15 protein-coding genes are annotated in these 18,705 nt (G+C 49.9%); 3 read left to right on the top strand and 12 right to left on the bottom strand.

What is annotated here, in order from left to right; all coding sequences use genetic code 11:
* Positions 1-15: 15 nt before the first annotated feature.
* The 10 genes from guaB to sigK form a co-directional block, all read right to left on the bottom strand.
* The gene (gene guaB, locus DWX00_RS09040) at positions 16-1,473 is read right to left on the bottom strand and encodes an IMP dehydrogenase (RefSeq protein WP_117509520.1); all 1,458 of its coding nucleotides are present in this window, start codon (positions 1,471-1,473) and stop codon (positions 16-18) included.
* A gap of 69 nt (positions 1,474-1,542) precedes the next feature.
* Entirely contained in the window at positions 1,543-2,052 is a 510-nt protein-coding gene (locus DWX00_RS09035; protein ID WP_022462188.1) for a DUF6106 family protein, read from the bottom strand.
* Positions 2,045-2,716: a hypothetical protein gene (locus DWX00_RS09030; protein ID WP_118595079.1), complete on the bottom strand. Its 672-nt coding sequence runs from the start codon at positions 2,714-2,716 to the stop codon at positions 2,045-2,047. The genes DWX00_RS09035 and DWX00_RS09030 overlap by 8 nt, the downstream gene beginning before the upstream one ends.
* Before the next feature lie 268 nt (positions 2,717-2,984).
* Positions 2,985-4,610, bottom strand: coding sequence for a chaperonin GroEL (groL, locus tag DWX00_RS09025; RefSeq protein WP_022462186.1), 1,626 nt, complete (start codon positions 4,608-4,610; stop codon positions 2,985-2,987).
* A gap of 36 nt (positions 4,611-4,646) precedes the next feature.
* A complete protein-coding gene (gene groES / locus DWX00_RS09020; protein ID WP_022462185.1) occupies positions 4,647-4,931 on the bottom strand; it encodes a co-chaperone GroES in 285 nt (94 codons plus the stop codon).
* A gap of 347 nt (positions 4,932-5,278) precedes the next feature.
* Positions 5,279-6,100, bottom strand: a complete 822-nt coding sequence (gene codY / locus DWX00_RS09015; RefSeq protein WP_022462184.1) for a GTP-sensing pleiotropic transcriptional regulator CodY — start codon at positions 6,098-6,100, stop codon at positions 5,279-5,281.
* A gap of 259 nt (positions 6,101-6,359) precedes the next feature.
* On the bottom strand, positions 6,360-8,441 hold the full coding sequence (gene topA, locus DWX00_RS09010) for a type I DNA topoisomerase (RefSeq protein ID WP_055227381.1): 2,082 nt from the start codon (positions 8,439-8,441) through the stop codon (positions 6,360-6,362).
* 367 nt (positions 8,442-8,808) lie between these two features.
* Positions 8,809-9,678, bottom strand: coding sequence for a DNA-processing protein DprA (gene dprA, locus DWX00_RS09005; protein ID WP_022462182.1), 870 nt, complete (start codon positions 9,676-9,678; stop codon positions 8,809-8,811).
* A 3-nt stretch (positions 9,679-9,681) separates the two neighbouring features.
* Positions 9,682-11,205 carry a YifB family Mg chelatase-like AAA ATPase gene (locus DWX00_RS09000; RefSeq protein ID WP_117509525.1) on the bottom strand — a complete coding sequence of 508 codons (1,524 nt, stop codon included), beginning with the start codon at positions 11,203-11,205 and terminating at the stop codon, positions 9,682-9,684.
* 195 nt (positions 11,206-11,400) lie between these two features.
* The gene (gene sigK, locus DWX00_RS08995) at positions 11,401-12,027 is read right to left on the bottom strand and encodes an RNA polymerase sporulation sigma factor SigK (RefSeq protein WP_022462180.1); all 627 of its coding nucleotides are present in this window, start codon (positions 12,025-12,027) and stop codon (positions 11,401-11,403) included.
* Positions 12,028-12,163: 136 nt separating this feature from the next.
* Between sigK and DWX00_RS08990 the strand changes: the two genes are divergently transcribed.
* Positions 12,164-14,215 (top strand): HelD family protein, encoded by a 2,052-nt coding sequence (locus DWX00_RS08990; RefSeq protein WP_118595078.1) that lies wholly within the window; start codon positions 12,164-12,166, stop codon positions 14,213-14,215.
* A gap of 58 nt (positions 14,216-14,273) precedes the next feature.
* Here the strand turns inward: DWX00_RS08990 and DWX00_RS08985 are convergent, their stop codons facing one another.
* Positions 14,274-15,818 (bottom strand): alpha-amylase family glycosyl hydrolase, encoded by a 1,545-nt coding sequence (locus DWX00_RS08985; protein ID WP_117761016.1) that lies wholly within the window; start codon positions 15,816-15,818, stop codon positions 14,274-14,276.
* 198 nt (positions 15,819-16,016) lie between these two features.
* Here DWX00_RS08985 and DWX00_RS08980 point away from each other — a divergent pair, with 198 nt between their 5' ends.
* Entirely contained in the window at positions 16,017-16,892 is an 876-nt protein-coding gene (locus DWX00_RS08980; RefSeq protein WP_158568545.1) for an AraC family transcriptional regulator, read from the top strand.
* A gap of 91 nt (positions 16,893-16,983) precedes the next feature.
* On the opposite strand, the gene DWX00_RS08975 is transcribed toward DWX00_RS08980, so the two are convergent.
* Entirely contained in the window at positions 16,984-17,808 is an 825-nt protein-coding gene (locus tag DWX00_RS08975) for a TrmH family RNA methyltransferase (protein ID WP_022462176.1), read from the bottom strand.
* A gap of 359 nt (positions 17,809-18,167) precedes the next feature.
* On the opposite strand from DWX00_RS08975, the gene DWX00_RS08970 reads away from it, so the two are divergent.
* Positions 18,168-18,626, top strand: a complete 459-nt coding sequence (locus tag DWX00_RS08970) for a DUF2798 domain-containing protein (RefSeq protein WP_022462175.1) — start codon at positions 18,168-18,170, stop codon at positions 18,624-18,626.
* Positions 18,627-18,705: the final 79 nt, after the last annotated feature.

Genomic DNA, 18,705 nt, shown 5'->3' with positions numbered 1-18,705 from the left:
TGCGACTTTTTATTCTTATTTATCGTCCACGCTGTAGTTCGGAGCCTCTTTGGTGATGTGGATATCATGCGGATGGGACTCTTTTAAGGATGCTGCGGAAATCTTCACAAATTTTCCGGTCTCCTTTAAGGTCTCAACATCTTTCGCTCCGCAGTAGCCCATACCGGAACGAAGTCCGCCGATCAGCTGGAATACAGTGTCCTCTACAAGACCCTTGTATGCCACACGGCCTTCCACACCTTCCGGAACCAGTTTCTTGGCGCCGGTCTGGAAGTAACGGTCTTTACTTCCGTTCTCCATAGCTGCAATGGATCCCATTCCACGGTATACTTTGTATTTTCTTCCCTGGAACAGTTCGAAATCTCCCGGGCTCTCATCGCATCCTGCGAAGATGCTTCCCATCATGCAGACATTGGCACCGGCTGCGATAGCCTTTGTCATGTCTCCGGAGTACTTGATACCGCCGTCGGCGATGATCGGAGTTCCGGTCTTCTTTGCTTCCTCATAGCAGTCCATAACGGCTGTGACCTGCGGTACACCGATACCTGCAACGACACGGGTCGTACAGATAGAACCAGGTCCGATACCGACTTTAACAGCGTCTGCTCCGGCTGCGATCAGGTCTCTTGTTGCCTCTGCGGTTGCCACGTTTCCGGCGATTACCTGCAGATCCGGATAATGCTCTTTGATGAGGCGAAGTGTTTTGAAGATATTTGCGGAATGTCCGTGAGCGGAGTCGATGACGATCACGTCTACGTGTGCTTTTACCAGCGCATCGACACGATCGAGCACGTTTGCCGTGATGCCGACTGCGGCACCGCAGAGCAGACGTCCCTGCTCATCCTTGGCGGACAATGGGTACTTGATGGTTTTCTCGATATCTTTGATGGTGATCAGACCTTTGAGGTTGAAATCGTCATCGACAATCGGAAGTTTCTCTTTTCTGGATTTTGCAAGAATTGCTTTCGCCTCATCCAGCGTAACGCCTACTTTTGCAGTAATCAGGTTTTCGCTGGTCATGGACTCTTTGATTTTCTTGGTGAAATCAGTTTCAAACTTCAGATCACGGTTTGTAATAATACCAACCAGTTTTCCGTTCTCGGTAATCGGGACACCGGAAATACGGAATTTTGCCATCAGATTATTGGCATCTTCCAGGGTGTGCTCCGGAGACAGATAAAACGGATCGGTGATAACACCGTTCTCAGAACGTTTTACTTTGTCTACTTCTTCTGCCTGCTGCTCAATCGACATATTCTTGTGAATAATACCGATTCCTCCCTGACGTGCCATGGCAATTGCCATACGGTGTTCTGTAACCGTATCCATGCCGGCGCTCATCATCGGGATGTTCAGCTTGATCTTCTTGGTCAGATGCGTAGTCAGATCTACCATGTTTGGGGTTACTTCAGAATACTGCGGAACCAGAAGCACATCATCGAAGGTAATACCATCACCAATAATTGTACCCATTTTCATTTCTTCCTTTCTTCTTAAGTTTTTTTGATTTATCACCTAGTTTAACAAAAAACGAAAACGCTGTCAATCCATAAATACTTTTCTTGGTGCGCGGTTGCGGATATCCTTTAACATCACCTCATCCGGCTCGAAGATGACCATCTGCATTGTGTTGTCTTTTGAAATAACAAATGCATACGGTTTGTGACCCTGTCCTTCGATTCCGGAGGAATAGTTGTAACGTTTGATGCTCTGATTGTTTTTGTAGGAATCGAGCTGATGGGACTGGTACGGAGCCAGGATTTCCATGTTGGAAAGCTCATAGCTTGCGGCTCTTTTTCTTCTTGACTGCGAATAGATACGGTCGATGTCGAGCTCGCCGTTGACGTACAGATACTCAAACTCTACCGAAAGCTTCGGGATAAAAATATAGTCTACGATTCCAAGTACCAGCGCAAGAAGCAGAATCAGCGGATTCATCATAATTCCTGCGGCTGCAAAAAGAACGGTAAAGAAGATCAGAACTCCTTTGATCGCCTTGTCTTTTCCTGTCTGCTGTTTTTTCACCAGCACTTCTGTGTACAGATCACTCATTTACTCCATCCTCCTCAAGATATTCGATCAGTTTTGCTGCATTGTCCGCGTTCTTTGTATTGACCAACACGGTCAGATAACACGGCTCATAGTACGTAAGGCCCATATCCTGGTACTTTTTCAATTTGGAAATGTCGAGGCAGGTATCTCCCGCCTTTATCCCGTACTTCTCACACGTCGCTTCGTCAAACAGTGTGGACAGATCCAGAAAATAATCGTCTTTGCTGTAGTTGTCGTACACGGCCTGTGAACAGATCAGAACATCCATGCTCTGTGCGGCAATCACGGCTGTGAATTTCATCAGCGTGTTGTAATCCGCGTTTTCCAGGTTTTCACCGAAGCTGTAGCTTGTATCGATGCTTACCTTTTCGTACTTATCTCCGGTTCCGAGCGCTTCTTTTAGGTCCTCCTCGAACGGACTTACATCCTGCAGTCCTGCGTAATCCACTACGGCAATGCTCACGAGGTCATAATACTTCGCATTTTCATGGATATTCACAATCGTGCCGATGATGAAGATAACAGCGATGATGCCGAAAATGACAGCCTTGTAGTATTCCCAGATATAGGCCAGTTTCTCTTTAAAATTCATTTTCGACAGCTTCTCTTTTTCGAGCTGCATCTTCTCCTTCCTTGTCATGTCGGATTCATAACGACTTGCCATGTGTGTTTCTTCTCCTTTGTTGTATTTCCCCCAACATCCTACAAATCAGTATAGCATAAAACGCCGGAAGCGTCCATATACGCCGCCCGGCGAAAGCATGAAAACTTTCTGAAATTTTTTGTAACGATTCAGGGCCATGCGAAATGGAAGAAAAACTTTCCACTAAAAAATCGGCCGGCAAAGACAGGACTTCGGAACCCATGTTCCGCTACGGTCTTTGCCAGCCGGTTTTCTTATTTTGTTTTACCAGACATTTTTATCCCGGAAATTACATCATTCCCATTCCGCCGTCTGCGCCTGCCGGCATAGCCGGAGCCGGCTCTTTGATGGTGGAAACTACGGACTCGGTGGTCAGCAGGGTTGCAGAAACGCTGGTAGCGTTCTGCAGTGCGCTTCTGGTAACCTTAACCGGATCAAGGATACCAGCCTGGATCATGTCTACATACTCTTCGTTGTATGCATCAAATCCAACACCTACTTTGGACTCTTTTACTTTGTTGATAACAACAGCGCCTTCCAGACCTGCGTTTGTTACGATGTGGAACAGAGGAGCCTCAAGTGCTTTCTGTACGATTCTTGCACCGATCTTCTCGTCGCCGTCCAGGCTGTCAATCAGCTCTGCAAGCTGTGTTGTTACATGGATGTATGCAGAACCGCCGCCTGCGATGATACCCTCTTCTACGGCTGCTCTCGTTGCATTTAAAGCATCCTCCATACGGAGTTTTTCTTCTTTCATCTCGGTCTCGGTTGCTGCACCTACACGGATAACAGCTACGCCGCCTGCCATTTTTGCCAGTCTCTCCTGCAGTTTCTCTTTATCGAACTCAGAAGTGGTCTCCTCGATCTGGGATCTGATCTGGCCGATTCTTGCTGCGATGGCATCTTTTGCGCCGGCACCGTCAACGATAACGGTGTTCTCTTTCTGAACTTTAACAGATTTTGCACGTCCGAGCATTTCCAGAGTAGCGTCTTTTAATTCCAGACCAACTTCCTCGGAGATCACCTGGCCGCCGGTCAGGATTGCGATATCCTCGAGCATTGCTTTTCTTCTGTCGCCGTATCCCGGTGCTTTGACAGCTACTACGTTGAAGGTTCCGCGCAGTTTGTTGATCACGAGTGTCTGGAGAGCCTCGCCCTCTACGTCCTCAGCGATGATCAGCAGTCTTGCGCCGCTCTGTACGATCTGCTCCAGCAGCGGAAGAACTTCCTGAATGTTGGACAGTTTCTTATCGGTAATCAGGATATATGGATTGTCGAGAACGGCTTCCATTTTCTCCATATCGGTGCACATGTAAGCGGAGATATATCCACGGTCGAACTGCATACCTTCTACCAGCTCCAGCTCGTTCTGCATGGTCTTGGACTCCTCGATGGTGATAACGCCGTCTTTGGAAACTTTTTCCATAGCGTCAGCTACCATCTGGCCTACTTCTTCGCTTCCGGAAGAAACAGCTGCAACTTTTGCAATCTGCTCTTTGCCTGCTACCGGCTGGCTCATCTCTGCAAGGATCTGAACAGCTTTATCGGTTGCTTTCTTCATTCCCTTACGAAGAACGATCGGGTTCGCACCTGCTGCCAGGTTTTTCATTCCTTCGTTTACCATAGCCTGTGCCAGAACGGTTGCGGTTGTGGTACCATCACCTGCTACGTCGTTGGTCTTTGCAGCAACTTCTTTGATGAGCTGTGCGCCCATGTTTTCAAAGCCGTCTGCCAGCTCGATCTCTTTTGCAATCGTAACACCATCGTTTGTGATGAGCGGAGCGCCGTACTGTTTGTCCAGAACAACGTTTCTTCCTTTCGGTCCAAGGGTTACACGTACGGTATCTGCAAGCTGGTTTACACCATTCTGAAGAGCGTTTCTTGCCTCTGCTCCATATTTAATCTCTTTTGCCATGATTGTCATGCCTCCTGATTTTTACTTGATTATTCTTTATTTTACAACTGCCAGAATATCATCCTGTTTTACGATGATGTACTCTTCGTCTTCCAGTTTGACGTTGGTTCCTGCATATTTGGAATAGATTACCTGATCTCCGACTGCAACTTCCATTTTTACTTCTTTGCCGTCTTCTACTTTTCCAGGTCCTACTGCGATAACCTCAGCCTGCTGCGGTTTCTCCTGTGCCTGTCCCGGAAGTACGATACCGGATTTTGTGGTTTCCTCTGCTTTTAACTCTTTTAATACAACTCTGTCACCTAAAGGTACTAACTTCATTTATGTTTCCTCCTTCAAGATTTCATTCAGTTTTATTTATTAGCACTCAGTTCATTCGAGTGCTACTTGATGGTTCTTACTATAGTGTTTTCCACCTCATTTCGCAAATGCATGAATTTTGTAATTCTCTTTTTTTTTCTCATGATAGCTCTTAATTTCTCTTATTTTCTCGTTTTTTCTTATTTTGGCAACTTTTTCATATTTTATACTCTCTTTAGAATCTAATTATAGTTTATTCCTAAAAACGGGAATGATACCATTTTTTTCCGCTCCACGAATGCTTTTTTGCACAAAAAGAAACGGCGCCATTCTTAAACGGCTCCGATTCTTTTCTACATTCCACTTTTTTATTTTTTCGCCTCGTCCGGATGGGCATCGCCCTTTCCTTTCAGGTTCTTTCTTGCTTTGATCTCGTCGAGTTCATCAAAGATATAATCATTTAATACCTTGATATACGTTCCCTTCATACCGCTGGAACGGGACTCGATGACGCCTGCGCTCTCGAATTTGCGGAGGGCATTTACAATGACGGATCTTGTGATGCCGACGCGGTCTGCAATTTTGCTTGCAACCAGAATGCCCTCATCCCCGTTCAGTTCATCAAAGATATGGATGATGGCTTCCAGTTCGGAGAAGGACAACGTGTTGAATGCGGATTTAACCACCTGAACCTTGCGGTTTTCCTCCACATTTTCCTCGTTGACGGAACGCATCATTTCCAGTCCGACAACGGTTGTGCCGTACTCACTGACGATGATATCGTCGATATCGTACTGCGGGGTGCAGCGGTACATAAATACGGTACCAAGGCGTTCTCCGGCGATCTCGATCGGGCAGATAATTGCGGTGTAGCGCTCTACACCAGGCCGCTCAAAGCCGAGGGTCTGTAAATTGACGTTCTCTTTTGTGGAGAGTACGCCGAGGAGACGCTCGTTTAATGCGGCATCGACATAACCGCCCACCTTATCCTCGATCAGCTCCGTAATTTCTTCCACGCCCGGGCAAAGGCTGATGCCCAGCACTTTTCCTTTTTTACTGATCACCAGGATATTGGAACTTAACGTTTCCATCAGGACTTCACAGATATCGTTGAACACGACCTTCGTGGAGTGATTGTTATGAAGCAGTTTGTTGATTTTTCTGGTTTTATCCAGCAGTTGTACGCTCATGTTCTTCTCCTTTCTTTATTTTCTGCATTTTTTTTGCGTATCCGCCGAAAAAAATGCACACTGATGCCTTTTTCAGACAACCCTTAAAACTAAGCTCATTCTATCATGTAGTTTTCCGGAAATCAATATATTTTTCAGAAAACTATAAATTTTATAAAAATTCATGCTAAATTTTTTCGGATCTTCCTGTTTTTCCGCCTCGATAAGCAAAAAAACGGCCTGCACCAGTTTTTCACCAGTACAGACCGCTTTGTCATTCTCAGTCTTCGTCTTTCTTTTCGCGTGCTTCTACATATCCGCACTGCTCGTCCGCGCAGACCAGCTTATTGCCTTTTTCCAGCATATAGCCGCCGCACTGCGGGCATTTCTTGGCAGACGGTTTCTGCCAGGACATGAAATCGCATTCCGGATTGTTTTCGCATCCATAATATTTCCGTCCTTTTTTCGTCTTGCGCAGGATCACTTCTTTTCCGCACTTCGGACACGGAACACCGATCTTTTCCAGATACGGCTTCGTGTTCTTGCAGTCCGGGAATCCCGGGCAGGCGAGGAATTTTCCGTGCGGGCCGTATTTGACCACCATGTTGCGGCCGCAGTTCTCGCAGATGACATCCGTCACCTCATCCTCTACCTTAACTTCTTCGAGGTTCTTTTCTGCCTCTGTGACCGCCTCATAGAGATCCGGCCAGAAGTTCTCGACTACTGTCTTCCACGGAACACTTCCATCTCCAACCCTGTCGAGCAGAGCTTCCATCGTTGCCGTAAAGTTGACATCCACGATGCTCGGGAATGCCTCTTTCATCATGTTGTTGACCACCTCGCCGAGCTCTGTCATGTAAAGGTTCTTGTTCTCCTTTGCCACGTAACGGCGGTTGATGATCGTTGTGATGGTCGGCGCATACGTACTTGGACGGCCGATGCCGAGTTCCTCAAGCATTTTGACAAGGGATGCCTCGGTGTAGTGTGCCGGCGGCTGTGTGAAGTGCTGCTGCGGATCCATCTTTTCCAGTGCCAGCTCCGTTCCTGCCTCCAGACTCCGGACAGCGGCGTTTTTCTCTTTCTTTTCCTCATCCGGATCGGTGTAAACGGACATGAAACCATCAAATGCCAGACGGGAGGAAGCTGCTGTAAAGAGATACTCTCCTGCATTGATCCGTGCGGAAATTGTCTCATAGACGGCCGGCTGCATGCGGCTTGCCACAAAGCGTTTCCAGATCAGCTGATACAGGCGGAACAGATCTCTTGGCAGGGATTCTTTTACCATTACCGGTGTATTCGTCACATCGGTCGGACGGATGGCCTCGTGCGCATCCTGTGCCTTGCTGTTTTTATTCTCCGTCGTGTCCCCGCTTGCGGTATATTTTGTGCCGTACTGCTCCTGGATAAAGGAACGTGCTGCCGCATCGGCCTCCTCGCTGATTCGTGTAGAATCGGTACGCAGATAGGAAATCAGAGCGATCGTTCCCTTTCCTTTTACTTCCACGCCCTCGTAGAGCTGCTGCGCCAGACGCATCGTCTTCTGCGTGGAGAAGTTCAGCACCTTCGATGCTTCCTGCTGCAGGGTACTCGTGGTGAACGGAAGCGGCGCTTTCTTGGAACGCTCTCCTTTTTTCACTTCGGATACGGTAAAGGTCTCATTTTCCAGTCCCTTTAAGATTTCATCGAGCTGCTCTTTCGTCTCGATCGCCATCTTTTCACTGCCTTTTCCGTGGAATTTTGCGACGAGCGGTTTCTTCTCGCCTGGAATTTTCAGATCTGCTTCCAGTGTCCAGTATTCTTTCGGAATGAACGCATTGATCTCATCCTCGCGGTCGCCGATGATGCGCAGTGCAACGGACTGCACACGGCCGGCGGAAAGTCCGCGTTTGATTTTCTTCCATAACAATGGGCTGATTTCATAACCTACCATACGGTCGAGGCAGCGGCGCGCCTGCTGCTCGTCCACCAGGTTCATATCGATGTCGCGTGCCTGTTTGATCGACGCTTTGACTGCTGATTTTGTGATCTCGTTGAAGGTGATGCGGCGCATCTTGTTCTCATCGAGATTCAGCGCAATCGACAGATGCCAGGAAATTGCCTCTCCCTCGCGGTCAGGGTCAGTTGCGAGATAAACTTTATCTGCTTTTTTTGCGGCTTTTCGAAGAGATGCCAGAAGCTCTCCTTTTCCGCGGATGGTGATATATTTTGGTTCAAAGTCATGTTCTACATCAATTCCAAGCCGGCTTTTCGGCAGATCGCGCACATGGCCCATAGATGCTGCAACTTCGTAATTTGCCCCGAGATACTTTTTCACCGTCTTGACTTTTGCCGGTGATTCCACTATTACAAGATATTTTGCCACCTCTGATGCCTCCTGAATACATATTTTTATAACTGTCCAGATCTATATTGCGTTTTTCATATCGCATAGTTCTGCATCATTACAAATTCCAGAATAATTCCTAAATTAGTCGTAACTTCCACTGACTATACACCAAAAAGTTTTTTCTTGCAAGTGTTTTCCATTTTTAAAATGTACCATTTTTCGATGTTTCCCGACAAAATAACAGGATTTTTTCAATTTTTTAACGATTTTTCCTGATTTTTTTCTTTTCTTTTTCCTTTTTCAGACATGCACGCGGCGCAGAAGAGCCCCCTTTTTTCTTTTTCTTCTATTATAATTGTGCACCGGGCGGAATATCACAAAACCTTTCTTTTCCTCGTCCCTTTTACGATAACGCCATGTACACGCCCGGCGGATTTTCCGCAATAACGCCGTCAATTTCGAGTGCCAGCAGAATGCCGGTCAGCTCCTGCAGCGGGATTCCGGTGCTGCCGGCAAGCTGTGCAAGATTCTGCGGTTCTGCCGCGAGTGTTTTCAGAACCATTTCCGCCTCTTTTCCATAGCGCGGACGCGGTGCGGCTCTTTTTGTCCCGGCCTTTTTCACGCCCAGCTCCTCGAGAATCGTTTCGGGTGAAATCGCAATTTCCGCTCCCTGCGCGATCAGGCGGTTGCAGCCGCGGCTTGTCGCATCCGTTGTCCGTCCGGGCAGGGCAAATACCGTTTTTCCCTGCTCCAGCGCGTAGTCCGCCGTAATGAGCGAGCCGCTCTTCTCTTTTGCCTCAATTACCAGAACGACATCTGCCAGCGCACTGATCACGCGGTTGCGGATCGGGAAATGCCACGGAAGCGGCTCTGCGCCCGGAGGAAATTCGCTTAAGACACCGCCTCCGTTTTCCAGCATCCGCCGCATCAGCGGGTAATTCTGTTTCGGATAGCAGATATCCACACCGCAGCCAAGCACGGCAAACGTCTTTCCCTTTCCGCGCAGTGCCCCCTCGTGCGCCGCCGCGTCGATTCCGCACGCCAGTCCGCTGATCACCGCCACGCCGTTTGCCGCCAGCACCTGCGCGAAAAAGGCCGCCTGGCTCTTTCCGTACGCCGTACATATCCGCGCGCCCACAATCGCCGCTGTTTTCTGCTCATCCGCCGGCAGCGCGCCCCGCACGAAAAGGCGGGACGGCATGTCCGCGAACGGCATAAGCCGCTCCGGATAGCCCTCCTGCCCGCGGCCGACTGTAAAGATTTCCATCGCCATACGTCAGATCCTCCATATACTTTTGTCGGCGCTCCGAAAGCAGATCGCCTCGCTGATATGCGGCACGCCGATTTTGACCGCCCCGTCCAGATCCGCAATTGTCCGCGCGGTGCGGATAATCCCGTGGTAGGAACGCGCGCTGAGGCGCAGGCGGCGGAAGGCATCCTCTAAAAGCTCTTCCGCTGCCTTTTCCAGGATACAGTATTTCTCGATCTGGCCTGCTTTCAGTTCGCTATTGAAATGAATCGACTCCTGCCGGTAGCGCGCCGCCTGAATTTGCGCCGCTGCCGTCGCTTTTTCCCGCATCCTGGCCGAGGATTCGCACCGCTCCTCGCCGTGCAGATCCTCGTAGGAAAGTGCTTCCACCTGCACGCAGAGATCCATGCGGTCGAGGAACGGCTGGCTGACTCTCGAGAGATACCGGCTGATGTCGCCGGGTGCGCAGGTACAGCGCGATAAGTCGGGGTAAAAGCCGCAGGGGCAGGGGTTCATTGCCGCCACCATCAGAAATGACGCCGGGAACACATAGTTTCCGCTGACACGGGAAATCACAATCCGGTGCTCCTCGAGCGGCTGGCGCAGGATCTCAATGGTTGTGCGCGTCATCTCCGGGAGTTCATCAAGGAAGAGAACGCCGCGGTGTGCCAGCGTAATTTCGCCCGGAGACGGCTGTTTTCCGCCGCCTGCAAGAGCCTGCGGCGACATCGTGTGATGCGGAGCACGGAAGGGCCGCTCCCGGCGGACACCCTCTCCTTTGGCAAGCATTCCGGCGATGCTGTAGATCCGCGTTACTTCCATCTGCTCCTCCTCAGACATCGGAGGCATGATCGTCGGAATCCGCCTTGCGATCATGGATTTTCCGCTGCCCGGCGGCCCCAGCATCAGCAGATTGTGAAATCCGGCCGCAGCGATGAGCGCCGCCCGCCGCGCCGCCGTCTGGCCCTGCACTTCGGAAAAGTCCGGCTCTTTTCCGTCCTCCTTCTTTTGATTTTCTATAGACGGAAGCGACGGCATTTTCCCTTCACAGCAGTAGTTCAAAAGCTCCTGTAAATTCTGGATTCCAACGACGTGAAGCCCGCCGACCAGACCCCCTTCCGCGGCATTTCCGGCTGGAACAAGAAGCGTTGTGCATCCAAGCTCCCGCGCCTTCGCCGCTGCCGGAAATACACCGCTGATCTCCTGCACATGGCCGTCAAGGCCGAGTTCGCCGAGCACCATCGTTTTCCGGAGTGACCCGGGCGGAATCCGGCCGAGCGTCATCAGAACGCCCGCTGCAATCGGAAGATCGAAACGCGATCCTTCTTTTCGGACGTCCGCCGGGGATAAATTAATCGTAATTCGTTTCGGCGGCAGGGAAATTCCCATGTTTTTGAGGGCTGTCCGCACGCGGTCCTGCGCCTCCTTTACCTGGGCACTCACGTAGCCGACCATCGTAAACTGCGGCATGCCGTCACTGACATCCGCCTCCACCTGCACCGGAATCATCTCCATGCCCGAGACGGTGGCTGATAATACACTGCAATACAAAGAAAACCTCCTTTTCTTTCAGTAGCAGGTCGTATAGTTCCTATTTATTTTTCATTTTGGGAAAATGTCCGGCAAGAACACCGGGAAGATATTATCTTTGATTTTTGTTCGAAAAAGTAAGGATAAGGAAACCTTTTCTGCACCTGATTTCCTTACCCTTTATTATAGAAGCAGTCCGTTTGAAATGTCAAGCATTTACGAAGCGGCAAACCGTAACCGCAACTTTTCAATTGCATTCTTCTCGATCCGCGACACGTACGAACGGCTGATGCCAAGCCGGGCAGCGACCTGTTTCTGTGTGTATTCTGCTTTTCCGCCAAGGCCGTACCGGAGAAGAAGCACCTGTTTTTCCTGCTCTTTTAATTCCGAATCCAGATAACAGTACAGCCGCACCGCGTCCTCTTTCCGGTTGTACTGTTCCGCGATATCCTCCCCGCCGCCCTCCACGATGTCGAGCAGATGGATCTCATTTCCCTCCTTGTCGGTTCCGATCGGCTCGTAGAGGGAAATCTCCCGTGCCGTTTTCTTTTTGCTCCGAAGATACATCAGCAGCTCATTATCAATACAGCGGGCGGCATATGCGGCCAGCCGGTTTCCTTTTTTCGAATCATATGTCATCACCGCCTTGATGAGGCCGATCGTTCCAATGGAAATCAGATCGTCGAGATCATCGGGCAGGCCCTGATACTTTTTCACAACGTGCGCGACCAGGCGCAGATTCCGCTCGACCAGAATGTCTCTGGCTTTTGTATCGCCCCTCTGATACGCATCCAGACAGCTTTTTTCTTCCTGTGCAGACAGTGGTTTTAAAAAGGGTTCCAAGAAAAGCGGCACCTCAAAGGGGATTTTTCTTTATTTTATGTTTGAATTGCAGGAAACGTGCCTGTCTGCTATACTGATAAGATCAGCCGGGTTTTCCGGCACTCGACATTATATTTTTAAGAGGAGGTTTCCTTTTATGACAGACCAGAAAAACGGACAGGAATATCTTTCTTTTGTGCTGGAAAAGCTGCAGGCGCGTCTTGCCGAGATCAGCCAGTCTCTGCTGGACGGACAGAAAGAGATTGAAAATATGCACGATTATTACTGGCAGAACTATACCGAGATGGACCAGTACGGATATGAGGATTACGACAATCAGCAGGCACTGCTGCATCAGGTGAATGCGAATCAGGAGCAGCTTCTTCTGCGGAGCCGATTCCGGAAAATGCTGGATTCTCCGTTCTTCGGGCGTGTGGATTTCCGCTATGACGGGGATGATGAGCCGGAAATTTTCTATATCGGCATCGGCAATTTTGCGGAGCGGCCGGGCGAGCTGCCGCTGATTTACGACTGGAGAAGCCCGGTCAGCGGTCTTTTCTACGATTTTGACCGCGGGCCGGCTTCCTATCTGGCGCCGGGCGGCGAGATGACAGGGGAAATCTGTTCCAAGTGGCAGTATAAGATCCGGGATGGAAAGATGATTTACGGATTTGAGAGTGATGTGAAAATTGATGATGATATTTTAAAGGCGGAGCTTGGCAGCAACGGCGAGGTACAGCTGAAAAATATTATCCGCACAATTCAGAAGGAACAGAATGCGATCATCCGCAATACGAAGGACCGGATTCTGGTAATTCAGGGAGCGGCGGGAAGCGGCAAGACATCGGTGGCGCTGCATCGGATTGCCTACCTTTTGTATCATGACAGACAGAATCTGAAGTCTTCGAATATTCTGATTTTATCGCCGAACGGGGTATTTTCGGATTATATTTCACATATTCTGCCGGAGCTCGGTGAGGAGAATATTCAGGAGATGAGTTTTGATCTCTTTGCTTACCGCAAATTACAGGACACGGCGGCGGACTGTGAGGATCGCTGTGATCAGATTGAGCGGGAGATGCGGGATCCAAAAGCCGCAGAACGGTTTGCTTTAAAACAGTCGCAGGCGTTTGTGGACCAGATGGAGGGATTTGCGCTGGAGCTTGAGGACGAGCTGATGAATTTCTCAGACGTTTCGTATAAGTCGTTTGTGAAGTCAGAATCGGAGATTATTACGCTGTTTTATGACAAGTTTGCGGATATTCCGCTGCTCTCGCGGATGGATGCGGTGGCGGAGACGTTTATTGACGAGATCGAGACGCTGCTGAACCGGGATCTGCCGGAGGAGGAGCGGATTCCGCTCATCGAAAAATTCCAGAAGATGTATGAGACGATGGATTTTTATGTTCTCTACAATCGTTTTCTGAAGAAAGAGGGATATCAGACGCTGCCGCGGCGGCCGTTGGAGAAGCGGAAACTGCGGTATGAGGATGTGTATCCGGTTCTGTATCTGAAGTACCGCCTGTCGCGGCAGGCGGAGCGGTCGAATATTAAGCATCTGGTGATTGATGAAATGCAGGATTATTCGCGGCTCCAGTATCTGATTATCCGGCGGATGTTTTCCTGTAAGATGACGATTCTCGGCGACCGGGCGCAGACGATGGCGGATCAGCAGCAGGATGTACTGCAGTTTTTACCGGGGATTTTCGGGAAGGATCTGCGGCGGATTGAGATGCGGAAGAGTTACCGGAATACGGTGGAAATTGCGTCGTATGCGGCAAATCTCATTGGCGTGACGGATCTGGAGCTGTTTGAACGGCACGGAATGCCGGTGTTGGAACGGGATGTCACGGATCTTGAGGCGGCTCTGCGGGAGGCAGTGGATACGCTGTTTCCAGATGAGAAAACGTATGAGACGGCGGCGGTGATTGTACCGGATGAGAAGACGGCGGAACGGGCTTATTTGATTTTGCGGGAGATTCTGGCAGAAAAAGATTTTGACTGTGAAAAGCGGCTTTCTTGGCTGAACCGTGACAGCTCCAGTTTTAAGAAAGGACTGACGGTTACCACATTTTATCTGGCGAAAGGGCTGGAGTTTGATCAGGTGTTCTCTATTTTCCCGAAGGACGAGAAACGGGAGATAATGATGCAGGCGCAGTATATTGCAGCGACCAGGGCATTGCATGAGCTGAGAGTGTATCATATTTAAAAACAGGGAGATCCTCCGAAAAAATTCGATTGGATCTCCCTGTCATTTTTATTTTCGATCAGATATGATAGAATCCTGCGGACTGTGCCGGGATGGTGATGGTTCCGTCTTTGGATTCTGCTTTTCCTCCGATCGTGTAGAGGGCATCCTTCAGCTCTGCACTGTATGGGAAGGACTGCTCTTTGTCGGATGGGTTGATGATAACGAGGACTTTTTCACCCTCAGCCTCACGGACGTATGCCAGCGGATACTGGTTTTTCTCTGCATAAACGAACTCGATGGTTCCGCGGCTTAAGAGTGCTTTGCTGCTCTGGCGAATCTGGATGAGTTTTTTAACTTCGTGGTACAGGGAATCCGGATCGGCCATCTGTGCTTTGGCGGTCGGACGGTCTTTGCCCGGGTCCATGGTGATGTAGAGGTCACTGGCCGGTGCGCTGGAGAATCCTGCGTTGGTGCTGTCATCCCACTGCATCGGAGAACGGGAACCGGTGCGGTTGTATCCGCCCTCAACGGATTTCAGGCCTTCGACGTAGCGCATACCGATTTCATCACCGTAGTAGATGAACGGCGCACCTGGCATGGAAAGAAGGAAAGCGAAAGCAATTTTCAGCTCATCCCCCTGCAGACGGCGTGCCAGACGGTCCATATCATGGTTTCCGGACGGGATGCAGATCAGGCCTTTCTGTGCGGTCTTATTGTAGTTGGTTTTGTAGGTCTCTACAAACTCAGAGATATCTCCTTTTCCGCGTTTGGAGAAGAATGGCTCATCGCAGCGGAACAGATCGTTGTAATGGGACGGTCCAAAGTGAAGCAGGAAGTCCATGTGGAAGCCGCCCTGTAAGGATTTGTCCGGCTCGCCCCACTCGGATACCATGGCTGCATCCGGGAACTCGGCGTCGAGGAATTTCCGTACCTGCTGCCACAGGCGGATGGTTCCTTTGCCTTCCTGATCGTTCTTTACCAGAGAGCCCGCCATATCGACACGGAAGCCGTCGCAGCCCATGTTCAGCCAGAATCTCATGACATCTTCCATCGCTGCCAGCGTTGCCTGCGGTCCCTCATCATCAAAGGACTGCTGCCACGGTTTTTCCGGATCCGGCTGATAAAAGCCGTAGTTCAGGGCCGGCTGGTTGGAGAAGAAGTTGATGGCGCAGGCGCCGTCACGCTCGGAAATGCCGCGCAGGCTTCCCATTCCTTCCGGTGCTTCCCATACGTTATTGGTCCATACGTAGCGGTCTGTAAATTCATTGCGGTCTGCTTTCATGGATTCTTTGAACCATGGATGCTCAACAGATGTATGGCCCGGAACCAGGTCGAGCAGAACGTGCATGTCACGTTTGTGTGCCTCTTCGAAAACTCTCTTCAGATCCTCATTCGTTCCGTAGCGCGGTGCAACGCGGCAGTAATCTGCGACATCGTATCCTGCATCACCGAATGGGGACAGGAAGCACGGGTTGATCCAGATGGCGTTGCAGCCCAGTTCCTTGATGTAGTCTAATTTTTCGATGATACCCTGGAAATCTCCGATTCCGTCGGCGTTGGTGTCGTTGAAGGACTGCGGGTAAATCTCATAAAATACTGCGTTATCTAACCATTTTGACATTTTTTCTTTTCCTCTTTCGCTCTTATTTCTGCTGTATTTTCGTCGTTGCAGCAAGTGTTTCTATATGATATATTACTACTGTATCCGCTGAAATACCAGTAATTTCCTATTTCATTCTAATACTATTCTATGATTTTATGCATGCCGCGCTCTGCCATTTCCGGCATTTTACGGACATGCTTTTTGGAGGATGATTTTATGATGCTTTCTGCTGCGAAAGAAAAACGCCAGCACGGCTCCATGCAGGTTCCCTACAGTTATTATGACTGCCGGATGCCCGACTATTTTCCCGGCGTACCGCTGCACTGGCACGGGGAGATGGAGCTGAATTATATCAAACGCGGAACGGGGTATTTTCAGTATGAGGACCGTCTGCTTACGGCGCATGCCGGTGATATTTTTCTGATTCAGCCGAACCTCGTACATGCCATTCTGCCCGCCGAGCAGGAGTCGATGTTTTATGATACGATTGTTTTCCACCAGAATATGCTGATCGGCGGGTATGACGACCGCAGCTACACGGAAATTCTGCAGCCGTTTTTCTCCGCCCGGCGCCGCATCCAGGCACCGATTTCACCCGAACATTCCGGTTATGCTGCACTTTCTGCATCCGTCCATCAGATTTTCCGCTGCATCCGTGAAAACTCTGCTGTCTCCGATCTTCTGCTGAAAAGTGAGCTGCTCCGCTTCTTCTATCTGCTCGCCGCATCGCCGGAACTCTGCACCGATCGTCCCGCCATGCCTGCGGCTGCTGAAAACCTGCGGCCTGTGCTCGCCTATATCCAGGAGCACTTCGCCGACCCGATTACCATAGAGGAACTTGCCAGGCTGTCGCATTTGAGCAAAAGCTATTTTATGAGCTGTTTTAAGCAGACCTTCGGACTCGGGGCCGTTGAATATCTGACACAGCTTCGGATCAAAGCCGCCTGCGAGGCGCTGCGCAGTACGACGCGGAGTGTGTCCGAAATCGCGTACGACAATGGTTTCCGCAACCTTTCCAACTTCAACCGGCAGTTCCGAAGCAAAGTGGGATGTACGCCGCAGATGTATCGGAAGGAATTTCAAAATTCATAAATTCAAAAAGGGATGCATCAAAATATGCATCCCGAAAATCTATCTCTGATCCTATTTTTATTCCGTAATCTCCGGTACCGACGGAACATCTTTATCTTCTTCCCGCCAGCTCCCAGAATGCGACAGCGCTCGCCGCAGCGACGTTCAGTGAATCCACACCGTGTGTCATCGGAATCAGCACGGTTGCATCTGTTTCAGCGATCGTATCACTTGCCAGTCCGTCACCCTCGGTTCCGAGCAGAATGGCGAGCTTTTCATGCGTTTTCAACGACGGATCATCCATCGGAACGGAGTCTTCTTTTAATGCCATCGCAACGGTATAAAATCCAAGTTCCTGCAGTGCAGCAATTCCCTGCTCCGGCCAGTAACTGCCGCCTGGCAGCACGGTCCATGGGACCTGGAAGACATTTCCCATGCTCACGCGGATGGCGCGGCGGTACAGCGGGTTGCTGCAGCCTGATGTGAGAAGCACGGCATCGATGCCAAGCGCGGCGGCAGAACGGAAAATCGCACCGACATTCGTCGGGTTCACGACATTTTCCAGAATCGCCACGCGGCGGGCATTCCGGCAGATTTCCTCCATAGCCGGAAGCGTGCGGCGGTGCATCGCGCAGAGCATGCCGCGCGTGAGGGCAAAGCCTGTGAGTTGTTCCAGCACCTTCGTCTCTGCTGTATAGACCGGCGCGTCCGGGCAGTGCGCAAAGAGTGCTTCGTTTGCGGCAAGCTCTGCGCTTCCGGCAAGGAACGAAACCGGTTCATATCCGGCATCCAGCGCACGCTCGATGACACGCGGACTCTCCGCAAGAAAAAGGCCTGGCTGCGGTTCATAATAGTGCAATAACTGCGGTTCTGAAAGACGCGCATACACGTCGAGCTCCGGCGCCGCAAAGTTTTCGATTTTTCTGATCTCTGACATAATATTGATTTCCTTTTGCGTTTTCTCTTTGTTTTCACTATGTTCTATTGTAGCAATCCCGCTCCCGTTTCGCAATCCATTCTTTTTCCCGCCGGTGCCGTTCCCCGCACCATTCGCCAAACCGTGCTTCCAGCACGCATCGAATTTTCTTGTTTATCTGTCTTTTTTAAAAATTTCTCAATTTCCTCTTGCCAAACGCCGCCAGAGACGTTATAATAATCGACGGTTCAAAATTAAAAACTGCAGAAAAGATTGGTATCAGATTGGAAACGGCACAAGTGCATTGCTTGGTTAACGAACAACACATGTGTCTTTTTTGCGCCCATTTTTCAAAATTGCAAAGAAAAGGAGAACAATCGATGCCAAAAACAAAATTTCAAAACGTTGTATTTACCCTCATGATGTCCTTTCTGATGGTCTATGCCATGATCTGCTACAACATTTCCATGAACATCGGCGGAATGACAAATCAGGTCTTTCTGATGGCGTTTCACGAGATGATAATCATGTGGCCGGCCGCTTTTATCCTCGAGTTTTTCCTCGTGGATCATCTGGCTCACAAATTAGCTTTTTGCATGGTAACACCGCAGGATCGTCCGATCGTAATCACGCTGGCAATTTCCATTATGATTATTGCTATTATGTGTCCGATTATGAGTTTTATTGCAACGCTGCTGTTTAAAAATGCCGGAAAGGAATTCGTTGCTGTCTGGCTCCAGACCACGTTTTTAAACTTCCCGGTTGCCTTCTTCTGGCAGCTCATGTACTGCGGACCCTTCATCCGTTTTCTGTTCCGCAAACTGTTTCCGGAAAAATAAGAAAAGATATCCACAAAGGCGAACCGCTTTTCCCCTCTCTTTCCACAATTTCTGTGGACAGACGGTGCAAAATGGTTCG

This window comes from Blautia sp. AF17-9LB (genome assembly GCF_003479185.1).
GTDB lineage: Bacteria > Bacillota > Clostridia > Lachnospirales > Lachnospiraceae > Fusicatenibacter > Fusicatenibacter saccharivorans.
This window is presented reverse-complemented; position numbering and strand designations above follow the sequence as displayed.

What these genes read in the sequence shown, in the direction of transcription:
- guaB (WP_117509520.1), bottom strand. Translation starts at nt 1,473, where the DNA reads ATGGGTACAATTATTGGTGATGGTATTACCTTCGATGATGTGCTTCTG.
- DWX00_RS09035 (WP_022462188.1), bottom strand. Translation starts at nt 2,052, where the DNA reads ATGAGTGATCTGTACACAGAAGTGCTGGTGAAAAAACAGCAGACAGGA.
- DWX00_RS09030 (WP_118595079.1), bottom strand. Translation starts at nt 2,716, where the DNA reads ATGGCAAGTCGTTATGAATCCGACATGACAAGGAAGGAGAAGATGCAG.
- groL (WP_022462186.1), bottom strand. Translation starts at nt 4,610, where the DNA reads ATGGCAAAAGAGATTAAATATGGAGCAGAGGCAAGAAACGCTCTTCAG.
- groES (WP_022462185.1), bottom strand. Translation starts at nt 4,931, where the DNA reads ATGAAGTTAGTACCTTTAGGTGACAGAGTTGTATTAAAAGAGTTAAAA.
- codY (WP_022462184.1), bottom strand. Translation starts at nt 6,100, where the DNA reads ATGAGCGTACAACTGCTGGATAAAACCAGAAAAATCAACAAACTGCTT.
- dprA (WP_022462182.1), bottom strand. Translation starts at nt 9,678, where the DNA reads ATGGCGATGGAAATCTTTACAGTCGGCCGCGGGCAGGAGGGCTATCCG.
- DWX00_RS08990 (WP_118595078.1), top strand. Translation starts at nt 12,164, where the DNA reads ATGACAGACCAGAAAAACGGACAGGAATATCTTTCTTTTGTGCTGGAA.
- DWX00_RS08985 (WP_117761016.1), bottom strand. Translation starts at nt 15,818, where the DNA reads ATGTCAAAATGGTTAGATAACGCAGTATTTTATGAGATTTACCCGCAG.
- DWX00_RS08980 (WP_158568545.1), top strand. Translation starts at nt 16,017, where the DNA reads ATGATGCTTTCTGCTGCGAAAGAAAAACGCCAGCACGGCTCCATGCAG.
- DWX00_RS08975 (WP_022462176.1), bottom strand. Translation starts at nt 17,808, where the DNA reads ATGTCAGAGATCAGAAAAATCGAAAACTTTGCGGCGCCGGAGCTCGAC.
- DWX00_RS08970 (WP_022462175.1), top strand. Translation starts at nt 18,168, where the DNA reads ATGCCAAAAACAAAATTTCAAAACGTTGTATTTACCCTCATGATGTCC.